24 protein-coding genes and 1 tRNA gene are annotated in these 26,205 nt (G+C 66.6%); 9 read left to right on the top strand and 16 right to left on the bottom strand.

What is annotated here, in order from left to right; all coding sequences use genetic code 11:
* Positions 1-46 precede the first annotated feature (46 nt).
* Together BW971_RS04220 and mca are read right to left on the bottom strand one after the other, a co-directional pair.
* A complete protein-coding gene (locus BW971_RS04220) occupies positions 47-379 on the bottom strand; it encodes a hypothetical protein (RefSeq protein WP_076476868.1) in 333 nt (110 codons plus the stop codon).
* A complete protein-coding gene (gene mca, locus BW971_RS04215) occupies positions 376-1,227 on the bottom strand; it encodes a mycothiol conjugate amidase Mca (protein ID WP_076476866.1) in 852 nt (283 codons plus the stop codon). The genes BW971_RS04220 and mca overlap by 4 nt, the downstream gene beginning before the upstream one ends.
* Before the next feature lie 68 nt (positions 1,228-1,295).
* Between mca and BW971_RS04210 the strand changes: the two genes are divergently transcribed.
* The 4 genes from BW971_RS04210 to BW971_RS04195 all read left to right on the top strand — a co-directional run bounded on the left by BW971_RS04210 (position 1,296) and on the right by BW971_RS04195 (position 3,735).
* Entirely contained in the window at positions 1,296-1,733 is a 438-nt protein-coding gene (locus BW971_RS04210) for a DUF4307 domain-containing protein (protein ID WP_076476846.1), read from the top strand.
* A gap of 220 nt (positions 1,734-1,953) precedes the next feature.
* Positions 1,954-2,625, top strand: coding sequence for a queuosine precursor transporter (locus BW971_RS04205; protein ID WP_234974252.1), 672 nt, complete (start codon positions 1,954-1,956; stop codon positions 2,623-2,625).
* A 167-nt stretch (positions 2,626-2,792) separates the two neighbouring features.
* Positions 2,793-3,287 (top strand): transcription elongation factor GreA, encoded by a 495-nt coding sequence (gene greA / locus BW971_RS04200; RefSeq protein ID WP_076476844.1) that lies wholly within the window; start codon positions 2,793-2,795, stop codon positions 3,285-3,287.
* A 151-nt stretch (positions 3,288-3,438) separates the two neighbouring features.
* Complete coding sequence (locus BW971_RS04195) at positions 3,439-3,735, top strand: Rossmann-fold NAD(P)-binding domain-containing protein (RefSeq protein WP_076476842.1); 297 nt, start codon at positions 3,439-3,441, stop codon at positions 3,733-3,735.
* Between the two features lie 25 nt (positions 3,736-3,760).
* Here BW971_RS04195 and ilvA read toward each other — a convergent pair whose 3' ends face one another.
* The 3 genes from ilvA to BW971_RS04180 are packed head-to-tail and all read right to left on the bottom strand — an operon-like array spanning position 3,761 to position 7,582.
* Entirely contained in the window at positions 3,761-4,966 is a 1,206-nt protein-coding gene (gene ilvA / locus BW971_RS04190; protein ID WP_076476840.1) for a threonine ammonia-lyase, read from the bottom strand.
* Between the two features lie 60 nt (positions 4,967-5,026).
* A complete protein-coding gene (locus tag BW971_RS04185) occupies positions 5,027-6,184 on the bottom strand; it encodes a cystathionine gamma-synthase (RefSeq protein WP_076476838.1) in 1,158 nt (385 codons plus the stop codon).
* 9 nt (positions 6,185-6,193) lie between these two features.
* A complete protein-coding gene (locus BW971_RS04180) occupies positions 6,194-7,582 on the bottom strand; it encodes a cystathionine beta-synthase (protein WP_076476836.1) in 1,389 nt (462 codons plus the stop codon).
* Between the two features lie 19 nt (positions 7,583-7,601).
* Between BW971_RS04180 and BW971_RS04175 the strand changes: the two genes are divergently transcribed.
* Positions 7,602-8,624, top strand: coding sequence for an SGNH/GDSL hydrolase family protein (locus tag BW971_RS04175; RefSeq protein ID WP_083709264.1), 1,023 nt, complete (start codon positions 7,602-7,604; stop codon positions 8,622-8,624).
* Entirely contained in the window at positions 8,621-9,841 is a 1,221-nt protein-coding gene (locus tag BW971_RS04170; RefSeq protein ID WP_076476833.1) for an acetyl-CoA C-acetyltransferase, read from the top strand. Before BW971_RS04175 ends, BW971_RS04170 begins: the two co-directional genes overlap by 4 nt.
* A gap of 67 nt (positions 9,842-9,908) precedes the next feature.
* Here the strand turns inward: BW971_RS04170 and BW971_RS04165 are convergent, their stop codons facing one another.
* Positions 9,909-10,748 (bottom strand): Bax inhibitor-1/YccA family protein, encoded by an 840-nt coding sequence (locus BW971_RS04165; RefSeq protein ID WP_076476832.1) that lies wholly within the window; start codon positions 10,746-10,748, stop codon positions 9,909-9,911.
* A gap of 203 nt (positions 10,749-10,951) precedes the next feature.
* Between BW971_RS04165 and BW971_RS04160 the strand changes: the two genes are divergently transcribed.
* A tRNA-Leu gene (locus BW971_RS04160) sits at positions 10,952-11,025 on the top strand.
* A gap of 28 nt (positions 11,026-11,053) precedes the next feature.
* On the opposite strand, the gene BW971_RS04155 is transcribed toward BW971_RS04160, so the two are convergent.
* From BW971_RS04155 to BW971_RS04145, 3 genes are all read right to left on the bottom strand, one after another.
* Positions 11,054-12,547, bottom strand: a complete 1,494-nt coding sequence (locus BW971_RS04155; RefSeq protein WP_076476830.1) for a DUF222 domain-containing protein — start codon at positions 12,545-12,547, stop codon at positions 11,054-11,056.
* 376 nt (positions 12,548-12,923) lie between these two features.
* Entirely contained in the window at positions 12,924-13,664 is a 741-nt protein-coding gene (locus BW971_RS04150) for an alpha/beta fold hydrolase (protein WP_234974225.1), read from the bottom strand.
* Positions 13,665-13,696: 32 nt separating this feature from the next.
* The gene (locus tag BW971_RS04145; protein WP_076476827.1) at positions 13,697-14,935 is read right to left on the bottom strand and encodes a kynureninase; all 1,239 of its coding nucleotides are present in this window, start codon (positions 14,933-14,935) and stop codon (positions 13,697-13,699) included.
* A 110-nt stretch (positions 14,936-15,045) separates the two neighbouring features.
* Between BW971_RS04145 and BW971_RS04140 the strand changes: the two genes are divergently transcribed.
* Complete coding sequence (locus BW971_RS04140) at positions 15,046-16,404, top strand: styrene monooxygenase/indole monooxygenase family protein (protein WP_076477382.1); 1,359 nt, start codon at positions 15,046-15,048, stop codon at positions 16,402-16,404.
* A 67-nt stretch (positions 16,405-16,471) separates the two neighbouring features.
* On the opposite strand, the gene BW971_RS04135 is transcribed toward BW971_RS04140, so the two are convergent.
* Both BW971_RS04135 and BW971_RS04130 read right to left on the bottom strand, forming a co-directional pair.
* A complete protein-coding gene (locus tag BW971_RS04135; protein ID WP_076476825.1) occupies positions 16,472-16,957 on the bottom strand; it encodes a GAF domain-containing protein in 486 nt (161 codons plus the stop codon).
* Between the two features lie 39 nt (positions 16,958-16,996).
* Positions 16,997-19,438, bottom strand: coding sequence for an EAL domain-containing protein (locus BW971_RS04130; RefSeq protein ID WP_076476824.1), 2,442 nt, complete (start codon positions 19,436-19,438; stop codon positions 16,997-16,999).
* Between the two features lie 190 nt (positions 19,439-19,628).
* Between BW971_RS04130 and BW971_RS04125 the strand changes: the two genes are divergently transcribed.
* On the top strand, positions 19,629-21,074 hold the full coding sequence (locus tag BW971_RS04125) for a sulfatase family protein (protein ID WP_083709263.1): 1,446 nt from the start codon (positions 19,629-19,631) through the stop codon (positions 21,072-21,074).
* Here the strand turns inward: BW971_RS04125 and BW971_RS04120 are convergent.
* The 5 genes from BW971_RS04120 to BW971_RS04100 all read right to left on the bottom strand — a co-directional run bounded on the left by BW971_RS04120 (position 21,048) and on the right by BW971_RS04100 (position 26,140).
* Entirely contained in the window at positions 21,048-22,037 is a 990-nt protein-coding gene (locus BW971_RS04120) for a formylglycine-generating enzyme family protein (protein ID WP_076476822.1), read from the bottom strand. The genes BW971_RS04125 and BW971_RS04120 overlap by 27 nt on opposite strands.
* 38 nt (positions 22,038-22,075) lie before the next feature.
* Positions 22,076-23,968 carry an adenylyl-sulfate kinase gene (gene cysC, locus BW971_RS04115; protein WP_076476820.1) on the bottom strand — a complete coding sequence of 631 codons (1,893 nt, stop codon included), beginning with the start codon at positions 23,966-23,968 and terminating at the stop codon, positions 22,076-22,078.
* Complete coding sequence (gene cysD, locus BW971_RS04110) at positions 23,968-24,918, bottom strand: sulfate adenylyltransferase subunit CysD (RefSeq protein ID WP_076476819.1); 951 nt, start codon at positions 24,916-24,918, stop codon at positions 23,968-23,970. The genes cysC and cysD overlap by 1 nt, the downstream gene beginning before the upstream one ends.
* Before the next feature lie 22 nt (positions 24,919-24,940).
* Positions 24,941-25,744: a trehalose 2-sulfotransferase gene (gene stf0 / locus BW971_RS04105; protein WP_076477378.1), complete on the bottom strand. Its 804-nt coding sequence runs from the start codon at positions 25,742-25,744 to the stop codon at positions 24,941-24,943.
* Positions 25,745-25,858: 114 nt separating this feature from the next.
* Positions 25,859-26,140 carry a DUF7218 family protein gene (locus BW971_RS04100; RefSeq protein WP_076476817.1) on the bottom strand — a complete coding sequence of 94 codons (282 nt, stop codon included), beginning with the start codon at positions 26,138-26,140 and terminating at the stop codon, positions 25,859-25,861.
* Positions 26,141-26,205 lie beyond the last annotated feature (65 nt).

Here is a 26,205-nt window from a genome sequence, read left to right as displayed (position 1 = left end):
TGGGCGCGGCATGGTCGCTCGGCGTACGGCGCCCCGGAGGGCGCGCTCAGTCGGCCGGTGTGGACGGACCCGCCTTGTGCGCACCCGGTGTGCGGGCATCCGATGCGGGGGGATCGTCGGATGCGTGCGGTTCCGCGCCGGTCCCACCCTGGTCCGTCCCCTCGTCGGCCTGCTGGTCGGGCCCGGGGTGATCCGGATCGAAGGTCTTCGGCAGTTTGCGCAGCTGCCGGTTCATGGACCAGATGAGGAACACGGTGCCTGCCAGCAACACCAGCACGATGAGCAGGCCCAGTGGCGACGCCTTGCCGAACTCGGGCCCCTGCGGGTCCTTGGCCAGCACCTCACCTGCCGCGAGGGTCACGGTGGACACGGCCGTCATTCGTCGCCGTCGATACCGGCGAACAGATCGTGCTCCGGCAACGTCGTCTTCACCCGGGTCTTCGCCAACTCGTACTCCTCGGTCGGCCAGAGACGCTGCTGCCACTCCATCGGTACCGCGAAGAACACACCGTTGGGATCGATCTGGGTGGCATGCGCCCGTAGCGCCTCGTCCCGTTGCGGGAAGTATTCACCGCAGCTGATCTGCGTGGTGACGCGGGCCATGAGATCATCACGGTCCTTCCAACGATCCAGCCACTCCTTGTAGGGGTTCTCGATCCCCTGCTTGGTGAACTCGTCGGCCAGCAACTGCATGCGGGCGCGTACGAATCCATGTACGTAGTAGATCTTCAGCGGGGTCCACGGGTCGCCGGCGTCGGGGAACCGCTCCGGATCCCCTGCCGCGTCGAAAGCGGCCATCGACACCTCGTGGTCGCGGATGTGGTCGGGATGCGGATAACCACCGTGCTCGTCGTAGGTGATCATGACGTGCGGCCGAAACGATCGAACCACCCGCACGAGCGCCTCGACCGCCTCGTCGAGGGGGACCGTCGCAAACGATCCCGCGGGCAGCGGCGGCAACGGATCGCCCTCCGGCAGACCGGAGTCGACGAAGCCGAGCCACGTCTGCTGCACCCCCAGCGCTGCCGCTGCCTTCGCCATCTCCTCCTCGCGGACCTCCGGCATCCGTTCCTTGATGCCGGGCAGGTCCATGGCCGGGTTGAGGATGTCGCCACGTTCGCCGCCGGTCAGCGTGACCACCAGCACGTCGTTGCCCTCGGCCGCGTACTTCGCCATGGTGGCCGCGCCCTTGCTCGATTCGTCATCGGGGTGCGCATGCACAGCCATGAGGCGCAATCGGCTCACGTATAGCTCGCTTTCTTTCCGGTGTTCCACCTCATGGTAGGTATGAAGTCATGACCAGCGCGAAACGGGAGGCCTCGCTACCCGCTGGGCGCTATCCCGACGAGCGTCCGCCGCAGAGCCGCCGCCGATGGTTCCTGCTGGCCTCGGTGGTGGTGCTCGTCGCCGGTGTGCTGATCGCCTATGTCGGCTACACCAAATTCGCGGATCCGGATGTGTCCGGCTCGGCCACCGGATACGACATCATCGACTCCTCCACGGTCGACGTGCAGTTCACCGTGACCCGCAACGACCCGCATCAGGCGGTGTCCTGCATCGTGCGGGCGCGATCGAAGGACGGATCGGAAACCGGTCGACGAGAGGTGCTGATCCCCGCGGGCACCGACCAGCAGGTGGGTGCACGTTCGCGTGTGTACACGTCCGCCCCGCCCGCCGTCGGCGAGGTGTTCGGTTGCACGGTGAACGTCCCGGACTATCTGAAGGGCTCCTGAGCTGCACTGACCTCGGCGCCGGTCACATCGGGTTCTAGGGTGGGCATCCATGACAAACAACACCCGGAACGATCCGACAGGGTCTGGGCAGCCGGTCTCGCAGCAGGGAGTTGCTCCCGCGGGATCGGCGCAGACCTCCACAGCGGCCCCGACATCCACTCCTTCCCCCGCCGCGGTACGCGGCCCCGCCTTCGCCACCATCGCCACCCCCTACTTCGGCATGCTCGTGGCCCTCTTCGTCGGCGTGATGATGATCAGCAACATCACCGGCACCAAGGGGGTCCTGCTGTTCCCCAGCCTCGATCTCGACCTGGGTCCGATCTCCGTGCACGGTCTGGTCACCGACGGTGCCTTCTATCTCTTCCCATTGGCCTACGTGCTCGGCGACGTGATCAGCGAGGTCTACGGATTCCGAGCGATGCGCCGAACCATCGTCAGCGGGTTCGCGGTGCTGGTGATCGCCTCGTTGTGCTTCTGGGCGACCATCCACCTGCCCGCCGCCGACTTCTACGAGAACCAGGACGCCTTCAAGGCCGTCGCGGGTGTGGTGCCGCAGTTCCTGGCCGCAGGTCTGGGCGGTTACGTCGTCGGTGAATTCCTCAATTCGTTCGTCCTGGTGAAGATGAAGGCGCGGTCCGGTGAGCGCCGACTCTGGGCCCGACTACTGGGCTCGACGGTCGTCGGCGAGTTCTTCGACACCCTGGTGTTCTGCTCCATCGCGGCGAGCGCGCTCGGCATCAGCACCGCGAGCGACTTCACCAACTACGTGGTGGTGGGATTCGTCTGGAAGTGCCTGGTGGAGATCGCGGTGATGCCGTTGACGTATCTCGTCTGCGGTTGGCTCAAGCGAGCCGAACCGACCTATCGTGAGGCCCTGGAAGCACGGTCCTGACCTGCAGCGACCAACCATGCGGCACGGACGTACCCGATGTATTCAGTGGTCCGGATCTCACCGGTGCTGCTACTCTGGACCAACGCACGGTTCCGCGAGGGGCCGTGTTGCTGTATTTAGCAGTCCGTCCGTTCACCCACGCGCGGACGACCAGAAGGAGTGACGCGATGACCGACACGCAGGTTACCTGGCTTACCCAGGAGTCTCATGATCGCCTGAAGGGGGAACTCGACTCCCTCATCGCCAATCGACCGGTCATCGCCGCCGAGATCAACGAACGTCGCGAAGAGGGCGACCTCAAGGAGAACGGCGGCTATCACGCGGCCCGCGAAGAACAGGGTCAGCAGGAGGCGCGAATCCGCCAGCTGCAGGAACTGCTCAACAACGCGAAGGTCGGCGAGGCACCCACCCAGTCGGGCGTCGCACTGCCCGGCTCCGTGGTCAAGGTCTACTACGACGGCGACGAGAGCGACACCGAGACCTTCCTGATCGCGACCCGAGAAGAGGGCGCGTCGGAGGAGACGCTCGAGGTGTACTCCCCGAGTTCACCGCTGGGCAGCGCCCTCATCGACGCCAAGGTCGGCGACACCCGTGAGTACACGGTGCCGTCCGGCGCCCTGATCAAGGTCACGCTGGTCAGCGCCGAGCCGTATCACAGCTGACCCGGTCGAACGGTTTCACGCACCGGCCGCGGACGACATCACGTCGTCCGCGGCCGGTGCATCTCTGCGCGGTGCTTGCGACGCAACCACCCACACCAAGCTCACAGCCACCGTCCACTGCCGACACAGACCGTCACGGTGAGATGGGTTCATGAACAACACAGATGTGATCCTCGTGGTGATGGACGACACCGAACGTTCCCGGCGGGTAGCCGAGAAGTACTGGGCGGCAGGGCATCCGGTTGCCCTGATCGGCAGGAGTGTGAAGACCGTGGTGCCCATGTTGGCCCACCACCGACACCGGACGTGGGTTGCCGTCGTCGACCCCACCGACGACGCCCAGATCGACGAGGCCATCGAGCGCGTCGGCGATCACCTCGGACCCGTGGCCATGATCGTCGACCCGGGCAATCTGCTGCGGGCAACGGCCGCGCTCGCCGCCGCCTGACGGACGCCGTCAGGCTCAGCGCGTCTCACTCGCCGGCGAGGTAACCGGCGTCGACCAAGGCTCTGCGCAGCGCCACCTGGTGTTCGGGGCCACGGGTCTCCAGACTCACCGTCACCTGCACCTCACCGAGACGCAGCTCACCGGCCACCCGCGAGTGGATGACGTCCACCACGCTGGCCCCCTGGTCACGCAACAGTTCCAGCAGTGCCGACAGTCCACCCGGTCGGTCGGGCACGTTCACCGACACCGTCAGATACCGCCCCGCGGCCTGCAGACCGTGAGTGGTGATGTGGGTCAACAACAACGGATCGACGTTACCGCCGGACAGCACCGCACACACCTGGCCGTCGAGGCGTAGATCGGTGTGCTCCATCAACGCGGCCACCGCGGTCGCACCGGCGGGTTCGACGATCAGTTTGGCCCGTTCGAGCAGCAACAGCAGGGCTCGGCTGATGGCGTCCTCGCTGACCGTGACCACCTCGTCGACGAGTTCGCTCACCTGCGCGAACGGCACGGCTCCCGGCATCGCGACCGCGATACCGTCGGCCATCGTGTTCATCGTGGCGAGTTTGACCGGCGCACCGGCATCCAGCGAGGCCGGCCAGGCTGCTGCCTCCGCCGCCTGCACACCGATCACCCGAACCTCCGGTCGCCGCAGCTTGATCGCGGTCGCCACCCCCGCGAGAAGTCCACCGCCTCCGAGCGGGACCAGCACCGTCCCCACGGCGGGCATCTGGTCGCAGATCTCCACTCCCACCGTCGCCTGCCCGGTCACGATGTCCTCGTGGTCGAATGGGTGAATCAGCTCGGCGCCGGTCTCTTCCGCGTATACATGTGCCGCAGTGAGGCTTTCGTCGATGTACTCACCCTCGAGTACCACCTCGGCCCCGTAGGCGCGCGTCGCCGCGATCTTGGGTAACGACGCGCCGATGGGCATGTAGACCCGGGACGCGATACCGAGTGTCGTGGCCGACCAGGCCACGCCCTGCGCGTGATTACCTGCGCTCGCCGCCACCACCCCGCGGGCACGCTGCTCGTCGGACAGGCCCGCGATCCGCAGATACGCGCCACGCGGCTTGAACGACCCGGTGCGTTGCAGATTCTCGCATTTCAGCCACACGTCGTGGCCACAGCTGTCGGACAGCGCCCGCGACGCGACCATCGGGGTGCGGCGCATCACCGGAGCCAGTGTCCGCAGGGCCTGCTCGATGCGCTCCTCGGTGATCACCATGGGCGAACTGTAATCCGAACACGGGACACGGTGCAGAGGACCGACACGCGGTCCGATGGTTCAGCCGAGTGCGTTCTTCAGATCGGCGATCAGATCGTCGGCGTCCTCGATGCCCACCGACAACCGGACCATGTTGGCCGGGACCTCCAACAGCGATCCCGCCGTGGAGGCGTGCGTCATCGCGCCGGGCAACTCGATCAACGACTCCACCCCACCCAATGACTCTGCGAGGGTGAAGATCTCGGTCCGTGCGCAGAAGTCACGGGCAGCTTCGAAGCCACCCGCCACCAGCACCGACACCATGCCGCCGAATCGGGACATCTGCCTGGCGGCCACCTCGTGGTTCGGATGGCCCGCCAACCCCGGGTACAGCACCGACTCGATTTTCGGGTGCGAGGTGAGCATCTCGACCAGCGCCTCGGCGTTGTCGCTGTGCTTGTCCATGCGCACGCCCAGCGTCTTGATCCCCCGCAGGGTCAGGAACCCGTCGAAGGTCCCGGGTACCGCACCGGCACCATTCTGCAGGAAGGCGATGTCGGCATCGAGTTGTTCGTCGTCGACGATCAATGCGCCGCCGACGACGTCGGAGTGCCCACCGAGATACTTGGTGGTGGAATGCAGCACGATGTCGGCACCCAGGGCCAACGGCTGTTGCAGATATGGCGACGCGAAGGTGTTGTCCACCAACAGCTTCGTCCCCGCCTCGTGAGCGACCTCGGCCAGCGCGGCGATGTCACCGATGTTCAGCAGCGGATTGGTGGGGGTCTCCACCCAGAGGAGCTTGGTCTTCGGGGTGATCGCCGCACGGACGGCGTCGACGTCGGAGACCGGGGCAACGGAGTAGTCGATTCCCCAGGCGGTGAACACCTTGTCGATCAGTCGGAACGTGCCGCCGTACGCGTCGTCGGGGATGACCAGGTGATCACCCGGTCGCAGTGCGGCCCGCAGGATCGCATCGGTGGCGGCCATACCCGAGGCGAAGGCACGCCCATGGCGGCCGCCCTCGATCGCGGCGAGGTTGGCCTCGAGCGCCCGGCGGGTGGGATTGCCGGTGCGGGCGTATTCGAATCCGTCACGCATTCCACCCACGCCGTCCTGGGCAAAGGTGGAACTGGCGTAGATCGGGACGTTGACCGCACCGGTCTGCGGGTCGGGCTCATATCCGGCGTGGATGGCCCGGGTGGCGAATCCGAGTGTGGTGTCGCTGTCGTCGGTCATCGGACCTCCTCAGGATGTGGAGCTGACGAATGCCAGCAGGTCGGGGCGGGTGATGACGCCGATGGGTTTGCCGTCCTCGACCACCATCAGCGCGTCGGTCTCGGCCAGCGCCTTGGTGGCCGCATCGATGGGCTCCTGAGATCCGATGAGTGGGAACGGTTCACCCATGTGCGCCGACACCGGGTCGGCGAGGTTGGCGCGACCCTCGAAGACCGCACTGAGCAGTTCGCGTTCGGAGACCGCACCCGCTACCTCACCGGCCACGATCGGCGGTTCGGCATTGACCACCGGCATCTGCGATACCCCGTACTCACGCAGGATCTCGATCGCGTCGCGCAACGTCTCCTGCGGGTGCGTGTGCACGAGGTCGGGCAGCGCGCCGGACTTGCCGCGGAGCACCTCCCCCACCAACGGCTCATCCCGCGCCTTGCCGTCCAGCGGGCTGCGCAGGAATCCGTACGACCGCATCCAGTCGTCGTTGAAGATCTTGGCCATGTATCCGCGCCCACCGTCGGGTAACAACACCACGACCACCGCGTCCGGACCCTCGCGTTCGGCGACCTGCAACGCGGCCACCATCGCCATACCGCAGGAGCCGCCGACCAGTAGTCCCTCCTCGCGGGCCAGCCGACGAGTCATCTCGAAGGAGTCGGCGTCGGAGACCGCGATGATCTCGTCGGCGACCTCGGGGTCGTACGCGGTGGGCCAGAAGTCCTCACCCACGCCTTCCACCAGGTAGGGCCGACCGGTGCCACCGGAGTAGACCGAACCCTCGGGGTCGGCGCCGATCACCTTGACCCGCCCACCGGACACCTCCTTGAGGTAGCGGCCGGTGCCGCTGATGGTGCCGCCGGTACCCACTCCTGCGACGAAGTGGGTGATCTTGCCCTCGGTGTCGCGCCAGATCTCCGGTCCGGTGGTCTCGTAGTGACTCTCCGGACCGGCGGGGTTCGAATACTGGTCGGGTTTCCAGCCGCCGTCGATCTCCTCGACCAGACGATCGGAGACGTTGTAATAGCTCGCCGGATTCTCCGGTTCGACCGACGTCGGGCACACCACCACCTCGGCGCCGTAGGCCCGCAGTACGTTGCGCTTTTCCTCACCCACCTTGTCGGGACAGACGAAGATGCACTTGTAACCACGCTGCTGCGCGACCAGGGCCAATCCGACCCCGGTGTTGCCGGACGTGGGCTCGACGATGGTCCCGCCGGGCTTCAGCGCCCCGGACGCCTCCGCGGCGTCGACCATCTTCACCGCGATACGGTCCTTGGAACTCCCGCCGGGGTTGAGGTACTCGATCTTGGCGGCGAGCAACCCACTGTTCGGCTTCACCACGGAGTTGATCTTGACCAGCGGGGTGTCTCCCACGAGGTCGACGACGTGATTAGCGATGCGCATACCTCCATGATCACAGACGATGGCGTCGGCGACCTCCCGCGGGCAGGTTTGGTCGTTGACTAGTGTTGGTGTCGTGCGTGCATCCCGTCGTCGGCTGGCCCAGGGCGCCGTGGCCGGAGCAGCCGCTGCGGCGGGGTCGGCCGGAGCGGGCTGGGCTGCCTGGAATTTTCTCACCGGACAGGCTCGTGCGGCCCGCTCGGTCATCCCGCACCGCACCGACAACGCCCCCAACGGCGACGGCCTCTACGAACCCGGTGGTATCGGTCCGTCACCGGTCTCGCGCACGACGTCCGCCGACATCCACCTCATGGTGTTCGGCGATTCGACCGCGGCCGGACTCGGCGTCGATCTCCCCACGCTCACGCCCGGAGCTCAGCTGGCACGCAAGCTCGCCGACCACCTCGAGCAGCGGGTGCGCCTGAGCACCAAGGCGATCGTCGGAGCAACCTCCCGCGGTCTGGAGGGCCAGGTCGACGCGATGCTCGTCGCCGGACCCCGACCCGACGTCGCGCTGATCCTGGTCGGAGCCAACGACGTCACCGCCCTGCACCACATCCGCCCGTCGGCGCGCAGGCTCGGTGACGCTGTCGCCCGTCTGCACGAGGCCGGATGCGCGGTGGTCGTGGGCACCTGCCCCGACCTGGGCGTGGTCACCGCGATCCCGCAACCCCTGCGCGCGGTGATCCGGCAGTACAGCCTGCGACTGGCCGCGGCGCAGTCACAGCAGGTGCGGACCCACGGCGGGCGACCGGTTCCGCTGGCCGAACTGCTCGCCGACCAGTTCCGGGCCGCTCCCGAGCGGATGTTCAGCGCCGACAATTATCACCCCTCCGCGGTGGGATACGAGGCCGCGGCCGACACCCTGTTGCCGGACACGCTGGCTGCGATCGGCGCGTGGGGAGAGCAACCACTACCCCAGCCTCCGATCACCTCGGATCTCATCGACGACAGCCGCTGGGTGACGCGACTGCGTAAACGGTTCACCCGCGCCCCCGCCCACAACGACCGCGAATCCGCACCAGCAAGGAGTACCCAGCCATGACAGAGGCAGTCATCGTCGCGACCGCACGATCCCCCATCGGCCGAGCCGGGAAGGGCTCGCTGCGCGACGTCCGCCCCGACGAGCTCGCCCGGCAGATGGTCGCGACCGCGCTGGGCAAGGTTCCCGCGCTCGACGTCCGCGACATCGAGGACATCCATCTGGGATGCGGCCAGCCCGCAGGTGAGGGCGGTTTCAACATCGCGCGCGTCGTGGCCGTCGAGCTCGGGCTCGACCACGTTCCCGGGGTGACGGTGAACCGCTACTGCTCCTCGTCGCTGCAGACCACACGGATGGCGCTGCACGCGATCAAGGCCGGCGAGGGTGATGTGTTCATCTCGGCGGGTGTGGAGAGCGTGTCCAGCTTCGCCCGCGGTAGCGCCGACGGTTGGCCGGGCACCAACAACCCCGTGTTCGACGAGGCGCAGGCGCGGACCGCCGCGGCCACCGAGGGTGGCGCCCCGCCGTGGACCGATCCGCGTGAACGGGACCTGATGCCCGACGCCTACATCCCGATGGGTCAGACCGCGGAGAACGTGGCCTCGCTGACCGGAATCTCGCGCGAGGACCAGGACCACTGGGCGGTGCGGTCGCAGAACCGCGCCGAGGACGCGATCAAGGCCGGCTTCTACGAGCGCGAGATCGATCCCATCACCCTGCCCGACGGCACCAAGGTCAGCACCGACGATGGACCGCGTCCAGGCACCACCTACGAGAAGGTGTCACAACTCAAGCCGGTGTTCCGCCCCGACGGCACCGTGACCGCCGGCAACGCCTGTCCGCTGAACGACGGCGCTGCCGCGTTGGTGATCATGAGTGACACCAAAGCCAAGGAGTTGGGTGTGCAACCGCTGGCCCGGATCGTCGGGACCGCGGCGACCGGATTGTCCCCGGAGATCATGGGTCTCGGTCCGATCGAGGCGGTGCGCAAGGTGCTGCGCGTGACCGGTCTGGGCCTGTCGGACATCGACCTGGTGGAGATCAACGAGGCGTTTGCGGTGCAGGTCCTGGGCTCGGCCCGCGAACTCGGCATCGATGAGGAAAAGCTGAACGTGTCCGGCGGCGCCATCGCCCTGGGCCACCCGTTCGGCATGACCGGCGCCCGCATCACCACCACTCTGCTCAACAATCTGCAGACCCACGACAAGACGTTCGGTCTGGAGACGATGTGCGTCGGCGGCGGACAGGGCATGGCGATGGTGGTCGAACGTCTCAGCTGAGTCGATACGACCCTGACACGACAGCAGCCCCGCACCGGTCCGGTGCGGGGCTGCTGTGTGTCGGGGACTAGTTGTTGCTGTTGAAGTAGCTCAGCAGTCGCAGGATCTCCACGTACAGCCAGACCAGGGTGACGGTCAGGCCGAGGGCGATACCCCAGGCCGCCTTGGCCGGGGCGCCCGCACGGATCAGCTGGTCCGCCGAGTCGAAGTCGATCAGGAAGCTGAACGCCGCCAGCGCGATGCAGACCAGCGAGAAGATGATCGCGATGGGGCCACCGTTGTACAGGCCCAGGCCCGCACCGCCGTTGAAGAACCCGACGACGAGGTTGCCCAGCGCCAGGATCACGACGCCGAAGATGCCGGCGACGATCATGCGGGTGAAGCGCGGGGTCACGCGGATGGCGCCGGTCTTGTAGACGACGAGCATGCCCACGAACACACCGATCGTGCCCAGTACCGCCTGGCCGATGAGCATGCCTGCCGAGATGTCCTTGACCATCAGGTTCGCGAACACGAACGAGATGGAGCCGACGAACAGCCCTTCGAAGACGGCGTAGGCGAGGACGATGGCCGGGTTGTCCTGCTTGCGGCCGAACGACGCGACCATCACCAGCACGAAGCCGACCAGTGCGCCGACGATCATCAGCGGGGTGGCCAGCGCCAGATTCTGGTGGCACAGGAAGTAGGAGACGATCGCCGAGACGATGAGCACACCCAGGGTGCTCGCGGTCTTGACGACGACGTCGTCGACGGTCAGCTGGCGGGTGCCGACCTGCTGACCCGGCTTGGTGTACTGATCGGCCTGATTCGCCTGGTTGAACACGGCGCCCTGGTTGGCAGCGTTCATCCCGCTCCCGAACCCGGCGTAGCCACCGGCCGGCTTGTTGCTGCGGACAACGCCGCGCATCACCGGGTTACTTCTCTCCTCGGCCACGTTGGCTCCTTCAACTCAGTGTGGTGGACTTCTGACCCATCAACGCGTGCGGGCCGTGTCGAGTTCCGACTTTACCCATTCTTGACTTTTCGCGCTCGCGTGGCCGTCACAGCGGAGTCAACCCAGGTGGCGTCGTGCACGGTGACGTGCCGTGAGATTCTGGTCGGGCCCGTACGGCCCCCATAGCCCAATTGGCAGAGGCAGCGGACTTAAAATCCGCCCAGTGTCGGTTCGAGCCCGACTGGGGGCACTGTGTTTGCGCAGGTAGAGCGCGCTGATCAGAACGGTGGCGGGTCGGTCGTGTCGTCATGTTCCCGTGCGCAACGGTTGCGGTCGCGTTCGTGGCGCCGACGGGCGTGTTTGTCTGCCAGGCGGGGTCGGCGTCTGGTCGGTTCCTCAGGTGACGGTGGTGGTGGCCCGTTCGGTGGGGCGGTGAACTCGATGTGGTCGAGTTGCGGGTGGAGATCGTGCCCGGTGTGGGCGGGTCCGTCGACGGTGAGCCCTTCGGGGGTGGTGATCGTGGTGTGCGGGCGCCCGTGCTCGGCGACGGTCTGGTCGTCGAGGAACTCGGTGAACGTTTTCACCCCATGATGGAACGGGCACTTGGAATTCATGTCTGCTGGAGTGGTTTGACCGCCCTGCTCGGGATTGTCATGGTCGTATTCGGTGACATGATCGGCGTCGCACCGCATGGCGGGTTGGTCGCAGCCGGGCCACACACAGTACTGATCGCGCATCCACAGAAACCGTGAGAGTGCGGCCGACGGCCGGTACGGGTCTGCGGGCTGGGCCGCCGGTGCACACGTGGGGACGGGTCGGATGATCGTGTCCGGGCGCTTCGTCAATTCACGGATGTGGTCGGGTGAGATGACCCCGTACCCGGGCATGAATCCCGGCTGATCATCCTTGTCCGAGGTGAGTGTGGACTGGTCGGTGACCACATGAATCACCGCCGTGGTGGCCGGCCCCGTGGGGACGGTGTCCCACCCGGTGGCGGCGGTGCAGTCGGGGTCACCACACAAACATTCCCAGGGAATACCGGTGGTCAACGCGACCAATGCATCCGACCTGCGTGCCGCCTTGGTCCGCGGATCTTCCTTGCAGACGTGGTCGGCGGCGGCGTGCACCCGTTGCGCCAACAACAACGTGTTCTCCGCAGTCATCGACGCACCCACTACACCCATGCCGTCGGCGTCGTTCTCCGTCCAGAAGGCGCGCGCATCCTTCGCGACCTCACGGCGTCGGCGCACACCATCCGGGTCGTGGGTGTACACGATCCGGTCGACCATGTCGCGTAACCGGTTCGCCGACCACGAGCCCTTCCGACGCAGACACTCGGCGATCTCGGCGTCCACCGTCGCGGCCACACCCTCGTCGAGAACCAGGTCGGTGCGGGACACGATCGTCCGGATGTGCTGTGGGGCGACGTTCCCGTCGCGTAGGCACAACGCGACGTGCGGCAACCGATCCCGGAGTGCGACCGCGCGTGCCAACAACCCTTCCGCAGCGATCTGACCGATCGACAACACCGTCGCGATACGAGTCGCGCACAACGCGGTCGAGTCAATCATCCGATAGTCGGTGAGCACCTCGTCGCCCACCAGTTGGGAATCCAACTCCGCAGCGACCCGATACCGCTGCCACTCCAGAAACGACTGCCCCGCCGTGGCGTGCACCATCTCCGCAAGCAGATCATTGACCGGGGCGCCGGACACGTCACCGAGCAGCCCGAATGCTGCCGGTGACCCACCCGCCCAACGACTCTCGATCATGAGGTCGATCGTAGAGACGGGGTCTGACAATTCCCGGTGTGATGTGTCCGGACATCGGTGACAGTTCTACACAAAGGACACCACCATTGATCCCGTTGTGCGTCTGGTGATCTCCCACTTACCTGATGATGGACCCCGTGGAACCGTCTCGACCATCTGCGGCCAACACGTCATCCCACGAAAGTCTTTCTACAAGTAGCGCAAACGCACCGGGGCGGAGGGCCCTCGGCTGTGCTCGAACCCGCACTTGCCGCCCGACGTCGAGCCCTCATCGTTGAGCAATCACATCAGCTCACAGACGATGGCTGAGCGTGCAGTTCATCGCCGATCACTCAGCTGCGCCGTTGGCTCCCCACCCGGTCAGCGGTGTGATGTGTCAGGCCAACGACCGCGCTCCCCCGACTGCCTCTGCGAGCGCCGACGGGTTGTCGAGCATCACGTTATGCCCGCAGTCGGGGATCGCGACCAGCGAGACGCCGGCGTCGGTCAGCGTCGCACCTCCCGGGTAGTCGCCGTCGGCCTGTGGATACACCAGTAACCGTGGGCACGAAACGCATTCGAGCAGCAACCGGAAGGATGTATCCCGCTCTCGGATGAGCGACGTCGCTGCCCGGTGCAACGCGGCCCTCGAGGCCAGCCGCATCGTCGCCCACCACGCCGATCCCACCAGATCCTCGATCTCGCCGTCCGATGCCTCGACGAAATCGCGCTCCGTCCAGGCGGCGATACCACGGCTGCCGGGGTGCCCCCGTGTCGCGACGAGCGGGTCCAGGTTGGGGTCGATGAGAACCAATGACCGTACGAGGTGCGGATGCCGATGGCTGACCACGATGGCGACCGATCCGCCCATGCTGTGCGCCACCAACTCGACGGGCCCATCGGCGACATCGGCGATGACCTCGGCGAGCGCATCCGCCTGGTCCTCGATCTCGTACCCGAACGTCTCGGGCCGGTCACTGAGTCCGTGGCCCGGGAGATCCACCACGATGTTCCGACCGTGACGCAGTTGTGGTTCATGCAGCACCGCAAAGTAATACGGTGCACCCATAGCACCCAGGCCGTGCACCCACACTCGCGTCGGATCGCCATGCCCGACCACGACCGAACGCAGCGTCATCGCCCCACCGCCGGTCACCGTGACTCTGATCATCACATTCCCGTTCTCTCGGCCGCCCGCCGTAACTCGTCACCCACCGCGGCGATCCCCACCGCGACTTCCCCGAACGTTGTACTCAACGGGCTGAACCCCAAGCGGATCCCGTTGGGATGTCGGAAGTCGGGGATCACCCCTCGCTCCCACAGCCGACCGGTCGCTGCCTGCGCCGCCGGGTGGTCGATGGTGATGTGACCCCCTCTACGCCGTGGATCCCGCGGCGACGCCACCGTCACCCCGAGGTCGGCCAGCTGACCGTCGACCAGATCGATCGCGAACTCGGTCAGTGTTACCGACTTCGCCCGGATCGCCGGCACCGTCGCGGACTCGATCAGGTCGAGCATGTCCATCATCGGCAGCATCGCGTAGATCGGCGGCGTGCCGCTGAGGATGCGACGAATCCCGGCCGCGGGCGTATAGCCCTGCACCATCTCGAACGACGCGGCCGCGCCCATCCAACCCCAGATCGGTGGGCGGATCCGCTCGAGGTGACGCCGGGCCACGTAGGCCACCGCGGGCGAGCCCGGCCCACCGTTCAGGTACTTGTAACTGCACCCCACCGCGAGGTCCACACCCCACGCGTCCAGACCCACCTCCACCGCCCCGGCGGAGTGGCAGATGTCGAGGAGCAGCAGCGCACCGTGTCGCCGGCAGACCTCGACCACCGCGGGCACGTCCAGCAGATGGCCCGAGCGATAGGCGACCTGACTGAGCACCACCAACGCCGTCTGCTCCCCCACCACGGCGTCGAGGTCGTCGGCGGTCACACCACCTCTAGGTTCCGCATCGATCCAGCGGACCGTCGCACCGGTCTCCGCGGCGATGCCCTCGATCAGGTAGCGATCGGTCGGGAAGTTGTCGCGGTCGATGACGATCTCGGTACGTCCCTGGTTCAGATCCCATGCGGCCCGCGCCAACTTGTAGAGCAGAACGGTCGTGGAGTCTCCGACCACCGTCTGCCCGGGCGCCGCACCCACCACGGCCTCACCGATCCGGTCGCCGAGGGTGAGCGGCAGCTCGAACCACGACTCGTCCCATCCGCGGATGAGGCGGCCGCCCCACTCGCCGTCGATGAAATCCCGTACCCGTCCAGCTGTGTTCCGCGTGGGCCGCCCCAGTGAGTTGCCGTCCAGGTACGCGATCACATCACCACCGGCGACGAACTCGTCGACGAGGTGGTGCAACGGATCCTCCGCATCGAGTACCCGCGCCCGGTCACTCCCCGCCTCGGTCATCGCATCAGGCTACTCGGGCAGTCCGAATCACCGTGCCGCAAACCCTTCTGCTGCCGGCGGACCGACGGCAGTCTTCAGTCGACCAGCGTTCGAACGAGAGGAACACCACCATGTCCGAATCTCAGCGCTCGGCGGCCGTCATCGGCGCCGGAATCGCAGGCAGCAGCGCCGCACTCGGTCTGCTCGACGCCGGGTTCGACGTCACGCTCTACAGCGACCGGGAGCGGGCGAGTCTGCGCAACGACGTGCCCCCCACCGGGGTGGCCGTCCTCTTCGGCAAGTCACGCGAATGGGACGCCCAGATCATCGAGGACATCTACCAATACGGCAACACCACCGGCATCAGCGCCCGCCTCTATTCCGGTGACGGCGACGAACGTGCCGACGTCCTGCAGTTCAACCCCGACTTCGGGTACGAGGCCCAGGCGGTGGACGTCCGGTTGCGCTCCGACGACCGTATCGGGCGCTTCCTCGATCGTGGCGGAAAGTTCGAGGTCCGCACGGTGGACGCTCAAGCACTCGACGCCATCGCCGCAGACCACGACCTGACCCTGGTCGCCACCGGAAAGGGCGGTCTCTCCTCGCTGTTCCCGATCGACCCCGCACGCAGCCACTACGACCGCCCACAGCGCCAGTTGTTGCAGGTCACCCTCAAGGGACTCGACCAGGGCGACGACGTGTTCGACTACCGCAATCGACTCGGCGGTCGGCAAGATCTGTTCAACCTCGACGCGCAGAACGGTGAGGCGTGGCTGGGCCCGTTCCAGCACAAGGACGAGGGACTGACCTGGTCGTTCATCGGCTTCGCGAAGACAGACGGTGAGTGGGCGGACAAGTTCCGAGCGGTGACCGACGCCGCATCGGCCCGGGAGACCTTTCTCGACCTGTACCGCACCTACTTCCCGCACGACGTGGCCGAGGTCGAGAAGCTGCAGACGATCGAGTCGGACCCGCACTCCTGGATCAAGGGGGCGGTGACCCCTGCCGTTCGCGAGGCCGTGGGTGTGACCGAGAACGGGCATGTCGTCGCGGCCATCGGCGACACCGCGATCGCCGTCGACCCGGTCGCAGGACAGGGCGCACAGAACGCGCTCATCCAGGTGGCCGAACTCGTCAAGGCCGCTTCGGCCCACGATGGAGACTTCACCGCAGACTGGCTGCGTGATGAGTTCGAGAAGCACTGGGAGCGACGAGGACACGCAGCCACTGAGGTGACCCGCCTGTTCCTCGGTGACCCGGATTACGCCGATCACCTCGAGCTCGCGTTCCCCGCCGCCGCGGTCAACACCGATGTCGCGTCCGCATTGTTCGGGCTGCTGTCCGAACCGAATCCGTTGCTCACCTTGAAGACCCGTGACGATGTGCTCGGCTTCATCACCGCTGTCGCGGGCGAGCCCGCCGACGACGTGCTGGCCAGGTTCGTCCCCGCGGGCGAGTTCTCGACCAAGTCAACCGCACTCGCGGGCTGACAGCGCTCGACATCCCCGCCGACCGACACCGGATGGTCGGCGGGGATGTCGTGACGGCGGTTGCTCGTCAGTTCGACGAGGCGAGGAAGATCTGGGCGATCTGTTCCAACCCGCTCTGATCATCTGCGGTGAATCGATCGGCCAACGGACTGTCGAGGTCGAACACCCCGATGAGTGCCTCCCCGTCGAACAACGGCACCACCAACTCCGACCGGGTCTCGGCATCACAGGCGATGTGGTCGGCGACCGCATGCACGTCGGGTACGCGCTGCGTCTCCCCTGTTCGAGCCGCCGTGCCACATACGCCGCGCCCCAGTGCGATCCGCACGCACGCCGGCCGCCCCTGGAACGGTCCGACAACCAACTCGACACCATCGTAGAAGTAGAAGCCGACCCAATTGAGGTTCGGCAGGGAGTGGTACACCATCGCTGAGATGTTCGCGGCGTTGGCAATTCGGTCGTGTTCACCGTCGACCACAGCCTTGGCATAGGTCGCCAGTTGCGCATATTGCTCGGCAACGGTTCCGTCGAGTTCGGGGACGCTGAACGACATGAGCCCAGCCTACCCAGGCGCATATCGGCGATCCAGCGTTCAGCCTCGGTAGATCTCGGTGAGGGTCTCGATGGGACTGGGCCTGCAGAAGTAGTAACCCTGCGCTTGATCGCATCCGAGGTCCACCACGGTGGCGAGCTGATCGGTGGTCTCCACTCCCTCCGCGATGACGGTCAGTCCGGTGGCGTGCGCCATGCCGACGATTCCCGACATGATGGCCCGTGCGTGATCGGACTCGCCGAGGTCGGCGACGAACGGCTGTGCCACCTTGATGATGTCCAGCGGCAACCGGTACAGCTGGTTGAGGGACGACGAACCGATCCCGAAGTCGTCGATCGCGATCTTTATCCCGTGCTCACGCAGAGTGTTCAGCACGGTGCGGGTTGTCGTCGGCGCATCGGTCACCGCACTCTCGGTGACCTCGATGCACAGCCTGTCGGCGGGAAAACCCGTGGTGTCGAGCAGATCCAGAATTCTCGTCAACACGGCGGTGTCGGACAACTCCCGACGGGACACGTTCACACAGAGCAGTCCGTACATCCAGTCGTCACGTACCAGATCGGTCAGGGCGTTGCGCATCACGAACTCACCGACGCGATCCACCAGGTCCGTCTGTTCGCTCAGCGGGATGAACTCCGCGGGCGACACCGCGCCGAGGGTGCGGTGCTGCCAACGGATCAGAACCTCGGCGGCCACCGGCCGCATGGTCGACAGGTCATAGATGGGTTGATAGGCCAGCTGCAGTTCGTCGCTGTTGTCCGCCAGCGCCGCACGCATGTCCTGCTCGAGGATCTGCCGACGTTGTAGGTGCTGACGCAGTTCGACGGTGAAACGCGCGTATGAGATCCGGTCGGACGACTTGGCCTGCAGCAGTGCGATGTCCGCGTCACGCAGCAGGTCCACGCTGCTCCGGATGTCGTCGGGTTCGACAGCGGCGACACCGATACTGGCCGAGATGCGCTCGGCGCGGCCCGCGACCTCGATGGGTGGTGTCAAGGCGTCGTGGAGGCGTCGCACCTCGTCATCGATGGCCTGGGGTTCGACGTCGGGCAGTGGTGCCACCACCACGAACTCGTCGCCACCCAGCCTGCCGACCACCCCGCCCTCGGGGACGCTTCGCCGTAGCCGGTCACCGACGATCTGCAGCATGACGTCACCGACACTGTGCCCGAGCGAGTCGTTCACGATCTTGAAGTTGTCCAGATCGAGGAAGTAGACGGCGCTGCGACCCTCCGACGTATCGCTGCCGAGCAGAGCATCCAGGTGGGCGAGAATTCCCGCCCGGTTGATCAGTCCGGTCAACGCGTCGTGGGTCGCATCCCACTCGTGTCGGGCCGCCGTCAGGTGACGCTCGGTGATGTCGACGAACGACACGATCGCCGCGGCAGAGGGGCCGTCCAGATCTGCTACCTGACAACTGCAGGACAACCAGGCGGTCGTACCGCCCCCGCGACGGAGTGAGACCGTACGGTCGCTGAACCCGCCGCCCTTGGCCAGCGCCTCGAGGATCGGGCGGACATCCGTCGCGGTGTCGTCCACACCCTCGTCGAGTCTCCCGGCGGTTCGAAACCTCAGCGACAATGATCTGATGTCGACCCCCGGCACCGACGACGGCGGCAGGTCCAGGATGCGCAACGCGGCTGGATTGGCCAACTCTATGGTGCCCGAGTCGGCGATCAGCACCACTGCCTCCTGCAGCGAGGCGAGGATGGTCCCCAGTCGCTCGTACAACGGTCGCTGCGAGGTGTCCTTCTTGGCCACCAACAGATAGCCGTCGGGCATCTCCGTGGCCGCCAGCCGTACCGTGAGAGGGGTGCCGTCGGCCCGGTGGTGCACGGTGTCCAACGTCCCGCCGAGAGCGATCACCGCATCGGCGTCGGTGTCCGCGCCCACGACCTCCGTGATGGGTCGACCGATGGCGTCAGCGCTCGCGATGCCGTACATACGATGGGCCGCCGAGTTCCAGACCCGGATCACGTTGCCGGAATTCACCCCGATCACGGCGTCGCTGACATGGTCCACCAGCGCCGCCTGATGGAGTACGGCCGCGGCCTTCTGCGGTGCGAGGTCGCGCAGGATCACCTGATGAGCCGGGCGGCCGTCCCATACCGTGCGTACCGAGGTGACGTCCATGTCGATGGCGACGCCGTGGCCGTCGAGCATCGTGACCTCGTGAGGCCCGATCGACGCATTGACCGCGCGACCGAGGGTCGCGAGACGCTCGGTCATCGCCGGTAAGGAGTCGGGGTGGACGAAATCCACGATCTTGCGGCCCACCAGCGACGCCTGGTCAGCGACACCGGCGAACCGCACCGCGGCCGCGTTGACGTAGACGATCGTGCCCATCTGATGGATGGCGATCGCATCCAGACTGAACTCCAGCAGCAGTCGGTAGCGCTCTGCGAGGGCCGCGGCGTCCGCCTCCGGGGCGACCGGTGGGACATCCGTACCGGTGTACGGCGCGCGGCGGTCATCTCCCATCGAACTCTCCCCGTGTTATCGGTCACCTGAACATACCGGGTAAACACCTGTGCGAACGAGTCCGTGACAGAGTACCCAACCAACGGCGGGCGGCAGTGTTGAGCAGAGTCGTCGCGGTCGCCCCGCCGAGCGTCACCCCTTTTCGCCCACGATGACCGCAAAGTGGTCGGTGTCGTGGAGATCGTGAACCATGGAGCCTTTGGTGCCGGGTCCCGACGCCGCCGCCGTCCACACCACGAGGAGATCGATGTCCGAGAACGTCCTGTTCATCCACTGGCACGATCTGGGTCGACACCTCGGTTGCTACGGTGCGGCCGGCGTGTCGAGTCCGGTGATGGACGCGCTGGCGGCGTCGGGTATCCGCTGCGCCGACGCCCACTCCACCGCCCCGCTCTGCTCACCGGCCCGCGGCTCGTTGTTCACCGGTCGCTACCCGCACAGCAACGGACTGACCGGTCTGGCACACCACGGGTTCGAGTACCACGACGACGTCGCCACGCTGCCCGAGAGGCTGCGAGATCGCGGTTATCAGACCGCGTTGTTCGGCATGCAGCACGAGTCCAGCGACCCGACCAGCATCGGCTTCGACGAGGTGGATGTCTCGGACTCCCAATGCGACCACGTGGTCGCATTGTCACAACAGTGGCTACGGGATCGCGCCGAACGGGCGGACGACCGGCCCTTCTTCCTGACGGCGGGCTTCTTCGAGACGCATCGGCCCTACCCGGCCGACCAGTACCACCATGCCGATCCCGACCGCGTCGTCGTGCCCGACTTCCTCGAGGACAGTCGCCCGGTCCGCGAGGACGTCGCCGGCTTGCACGGGTCGATCGAGAAAGCCGACGCGGCGGTCGGCCGACTGTTGCACACAGTGGGAGAACTGGGTCTGGCGGAGACCACGTGGGTCGTGTTCATCACCGACCACGGGCTCGCCTTTCCCCGCGCGAAATCCACGCTGTACGCGCCCGGGACCGGAGTGGCGTTGATCATCCGCCCGCCCGCCCGACGCGGTGTCGCACCCTACGTGTACGACGACCTGTTCAGCGGCGTGGACCTCGCCCCCACCGTGCTCGACCTGTTGGGAGCGCCGATACCCGATGACATCGAGGGCTATTCACACGCCGAGGCACTCCTCGCGGGTGTGGACGCAGCGACCGTACGCGGAGAGGTCTTCACCGAGAAGACCTATCACGACAACTTCGATCCCATCCGGGCCGTGCGGACCCGAACCCACAGCTACATCGAGAACTACGCCGATCGACCGGCGTTGAGCATGCCGTTGGACATCCGGGACAGCCTCTCGGCTCAGGCCCTCGACGGCACCGAGGACCTGCCGCGCGCGCCCCGAGAGCTGTACGATCTGACTCGCGATCCGTTCGAACGCGACAACGTCGTCGACGACCCGGCCTACGCGGAGGTGGTGGCAGATCTCGCGAACCGCCTGCACAGCTGGCGGTCGACGACGAACGACACTCTTCCGTCCGAAGCCCACGGCAACGCGGTGGCCAGGGATTTCATGCGCCGCCATCGTGAGCAGTTGAACTCCGCCGCCGCCAGGGAGGCCGGACGGTCGCTGCCCTCACGGCGACCCCGCGGCGACGAGCGCGAACTACACCCCCGCGCCGTCGGTCACTGACCGTCCGGTCGGCGACACCGCAACCGTACGGAATCCGGCGTTGCCCATGGAGGATTCGGGGGTGTTGGCCGACCGCGCGGCCACCCGGTACCGGTTGCAGTACGAGTCGTGGCACAGATACGACCCGCCGCGCAGAACCCGTCTCCGACCTCGGACGGGACCAATCGGGTCCAGCTGGTCGGCGTTCCGATACCAGCGAGCGTCGAAGAAGTCGGCGCACCATTCCCACACGTTGCCGGTCGGTTGCCAGAGCCCCACGTCGTTGGGGGCGTAGGTGCGTACCGGTGCGGTGCCGGCGTAACCGTCGTCGACGGTGTTGACGGTCGGGAAGTCACCCTGCCAGATGTTGCACCGCCATCGACCCTCCGGATCGAGAAGCGTGTCACCCCACGGGTAGCGGGCTCCCGTCAGCGACCCCCGCGCGGCCCGTTCCCATTGTGCCTCCGTGGGTAGCGTGCGGTTCGCCCACCGACAGTACGCGGACGCGTCGTACCAACTGACGTGGACCACCGGATGATCCTCGAGGCCCTCCAGACTCGCTGTCCCACCGAAGGGATGCGCCCAATCGGCACCCCGCACTGCCACCCACCACGAGGCCCCCGACGACCGCCCCACCACGTCCGCGTCATCCGCGACCAGGCCTTGGAACACCGCCGAGGCACCCGCCTCTTCCGCGGTGGTGCGGTATCCCGTCGAGTCGACGAATTCGGCGAACGCCGCGTTGGTCACGGTCACCGCATCGATCTGGAAGGCGGACAGGCGAACCGGATGAACAGGTTTTTCACCGTCGGCGGGATATCCGTCGCCGTGGTGATCGCCCATCGCGAACTCTCCGGCGGGTACCTTCACCTGCTCCACGCGATGAGGTCCCGTCACGACCTCGACGATCGGCGGCGGTGGCGTCGACGCGGCTGCAGGCGTACAACAGTGGCCGCTGTGCGCGTCACCGGGTGCATCGGTCATCGAGGCCAGGCTACGCCCGCGTACCGGTCGTCCGCGGGTCACTCGCCGCCGTGGGCGTGCTCCTGAACGGACAACGCATCGAGGACCCGCGACACCAGGCCGTCGAGGTCCGCGCCGGTGGTGTCGATGACCAGGTCGGCGTCCTCGGGGGGCTCGTACGGGGTGTCCACCCCGGTCAGTCCGCGAAGCTCCCCCGATCGCGCTCGTGCGTACAGCCCCTTGGGATCACGGCGCTCGCACTCCTCGATAGGGGTCGACACGTAGACCTCCACGAAGGCGAGATCGGCCGCGGCCGCGAGCGCACGGGGGATCTCACGATCGGACCGCAACGGTGACACCAACGATGCGATCGCCACCACCCCCGCGTCGGCGAATAACCGGGTCAGATGTCCCACGCGACGGATGTTCTCGGCCCGATCGCCCGGCGAGAACCCGAGGTCGTCGGACAACCCGTGCCGGACGTTGTCGCCGTCCAGCAGGTACGCGACCCGACCGGACTCCACCAACGCCCGTTCCAACGCCACCGCGACGGTCGACTTCCCCGACGCAGGCAAGCCGGTCAGCCACACCACGGCACCGCGCTGCCCGACCTTGGACCATCGGTGTGTACGTTCGAGCGCCGACGGATGCCACTTGATGTCGTTGCGGGTGCGCTTGCCGGGTTCGACCGTTCTGGCCTCGGTGATGGTGCCCGCACCCACCGTGTCGTTGGAGTTCTCGTCGATGAGGATGAAGGAGCCCAGATCGCGACTGTCCAGATACCGATCGGCCACCACGGTCGAACTCGTCCGCAGGGTCAACGACCCGATGTCGTTGAGAGCCAACGCCACCGGATTGGCCTCGTCGTTCAGGGTCTCCGGGTCGATCTTGCTGTGGAATTGCTGGACCGTCGCCCGGGTCGTGGTGGTCCCGGCCTTGAGCGACAACCGTTCACCCACGACCAACGGTGTGTCGGAGAACCAGCAGACGGTGGCCAGCAACTCTCGGGCGATGACCGGTGTCACCGGATCCCGGTCACTGCTGACGATCACATCACCGCGACCGACGTCGATGTCGTCGGCTAGTTCCACAGAGACCGACAGCGGCGCAACGGCTTTGTCGCGATGATCGTCGAGGGTGTCGAGTGCGGTCACGGTACTCGACGACCCGGACGGCAGCACGGTCACCTCATCGCCCACCGCGAGCGTCCCCGATGCGAGGCGCCCGGTGTATCGCCGTCGCTGCCCACTGGTGGGTCGTGACACCCACTGCACGGGCAGCCGCAGTTCGGTGCGCTCGGCGTGCGGCGCCACCAGGTCGATGTCCTGGAGGTACTCCAACAAGGTCGGGCCGGCGTACCAGGGCGTCCGCTCGGACCGATGCACCACGTTGTCGCCGAACCGCGCGGCCAACGGCACCACGGCGATCTCCGGGATGGCCAATCGGTCGGCGAGCACCCGCAGCTCGTCCTGCACCTCGGTGAATCGACCCTCGTCGAAGTCGACCAGGTCGATCTTGTTGACGGCGGCGACCAGGTGCGGAACCCCGAGTAGGGTCGCGATCCGGGCATGCCTGCGGGTCTGCCGGATGACCCCGGAACGGGCGTCGATGAGGAGTACCCCGACATGCGCGTTGGACGCTCCGGTGAACATGTTGCGGGTGTAGCGCTCGTGACCAGGAGTATCGGCCAAGATGTAGTTGCGGGTGGGCGTGGAGAAGTAGCGGTAGGCGACGTCGATGGTGATGCCCTGTTCACGTTCCGCGCGCAGACCATCGGAGAGAGCGGCGAGGTCGGGCAGGCCGTCGGCGTCGGTGACCGCGTCGAGGTGGTCGGACGGCAAGCTGTCGGTGTCGTAGAGCAGTCGGCCGATGAGCGTGCTCTTGCCGTCGTCCACCGATCCCGCGGTGGCCAGCCTCAACAGTTGCCGCGGCTGCTGCTGGGTCGCGGTCATCAGAAATAACCCTCTCGCTTGCGGTCCTCCATGGCTGCGGCGCTGGTTCGGTCGTCGGCACGGGTCTGTCCGCGTTCGGAGACCGTCGCGGCCGAGATCTCCTCGACAACAGCGGGAATGGTCGCCGCGGTCGATTCGACGGCACCGGTGATGGTCAGGTCGCCGACGGTGCGATACCGCACGGTGCGCACCCGGGCGGACTCGCCCTCGGCCGGCGCGGTGAACTCCGACGTCGCCAGTAGGATGCCGTCGCGTTCGAACACCTCCCGCTCGTGCGCGAAATAGATCGACGGCAGCGCCAGATCTTCGAGTTCGAGGTAGCGCCAGACGTCGACCTCCGTCCAGTTGCTGAGGGGGAACACCCGGACCTGTTCGCCGCGACGGATCCGACCGTTGTAGAGCGACCACGGTTCCGGACGCTGGGCCCGTGGATCCCATTGCCCGAATTCGTCGCGGAAGCTGAGGATGCGTTCCTTGGCCCGCGCGCGTTCCTCGTCGCGCCGCGCGCCACCGAATGCGGCGTCGAATCCGCCCGCCTCGAGGGCGTCGAGCAGGGTGATGGTCTGCAATCGGTTACGCGAGGCGTTGGGACCACCGACCTCCTGCGCGCGACCGTTGTCGATCGACTCCTGCACCGAGGCGACGATGAGATCGTGCCCCTCCTCGGACAACCGGCGGTCGCGGAACTCGATCACCTCGGGAAAGTTGTGTCCGGTGTCGACGTGCATGACCGGGAACGGCAGCGGCGATGGACGGAACGCCTTCTCCGCCAACCGGAGCAGGACGATCGAGTCCTTACCCGCGGAGAACAGCAGAACGGGTCGTTCCAGTTCGGCGACCACCTCGCGGATGATGTGCACTGCTTCGGCCTCCAGCGCACGCAACTCGTCGACGTGCTTCACGTCGATCGTGTCGGTGGTGCCCGGATCCGAACGTTGACCAGCGTTCACCGGTTCCTCCTCACTCTGGTCGTCACAGCGGGTAGCCCTCGGTCTCGGCGTCGTGTCGGTACCGCTCGGCCCACTCCCGCGACCGCGCGTTGGCCTGCCGTTCCAACGCCGGTGGCGGAGCGAGCTCGGGGTCGAGACCGAGCGCGGCGAGCACCCGACCGGTCTGTTCGGCACTGTCCGCGGCCAGGTCTCGGTAGTCGATTTCCAGTGGGACCACCCCGGATTCGGTGAACCATGCGCGCCATCCGGCATCCTGGGCCCTCAGCAGCGAGACCAGATACGCGATCGCTCCGGCGTGGTAGACGGCGTTCGCGTCCAGTTCGGGAGGCGTGGCCCCTCGCCAGACCTGCGTCTGCAGCGCGCGCCAGAACGACACCGCCTGCGAGACCACCTCGTCGCGATTCACCTTGACGTACAGAGGTTCCTCACCCAGCAGATCGGCAACGGCCGACCGCAGATCGGTACCGGTACGGTCACTCAGAGCGACCGCACGGCCGACGAGCAACGGCACCTGATTCCACATCAGCTTTCCGCCCCAGACACCGTTGGGAGTCCTGCCGGATGCGACCACGCGTACCCGCCAGTCGTCGGCCGTCTCCGAGTCGGGGTCACCCACCACCAACGGCGCCAACAATTCGTGTACGGACGGGTCGTCGAGGTCGGCGAACCATTCGCGCGGCTGCGGCGCGAGCGAGGTGGTCGGTAGGTATTGGAAGAACTCGGCGGGCTCGCCCGCGACACCGGTGGCCCGCAGGGACTCGACCAACAGCGTGCTGCCGCTGCGTTGCGACGCACAGACGAGATACGCGCGTGGCCGGGTGTCCATGATGGGGACCATACGGTGGCGACCGTCGGTGACACGGACTCCGACGAAGTCAGAACCAGCCAGAATTTTTTCTTGACACGACCCCGTCGGCCGACGGTCGTCGTGGACGGATCGTCAGTGGTCGCGCAGTTTCTCGATCAGCTCGTCCTTGTTCAGATCCGAATATCCGGTGACACCGATGTCCTTTGCGCGACCCTTCAATTCGTCGACCGTCCAGTCCTCGTACGATCCCGACCTCCCGCCCTCGCGGCCCACTTCACTGCGACCCTTGTTCGCGGCCGCGTTGGCGATACGCGCAGACTTCTCCTTCGAGTTCCCCTCGTCGCGCAATTTCTCGTACAGTTCGTCGTCCTTGACCGACGGGCCCGGGTCCCGTGACTTCTCGTTCTCGGGCATCGAACCTCCTCTGTCACCCACCCACACCGTCGGCGCGGACCAGTCCGATGGCGGCGGATGGCCGC

It is taken from the genome of Williamsia sterculiae (genome assembly GCF_900156495.1).
In the GTDB taxonomy this organism is placed as follows: domain Bacteria; phylum Actinomycetota; class Actinomycetes; order Mycobacteriales; family Mycobacteriaceae; genus Williamsia_B; species Williamsia_B sterculiae.
The sequence above is the reverse complement of the archived record's forward strand: the minus strand, read 5'-3'. Positions and strand labels throughout refer to the sequence as shown.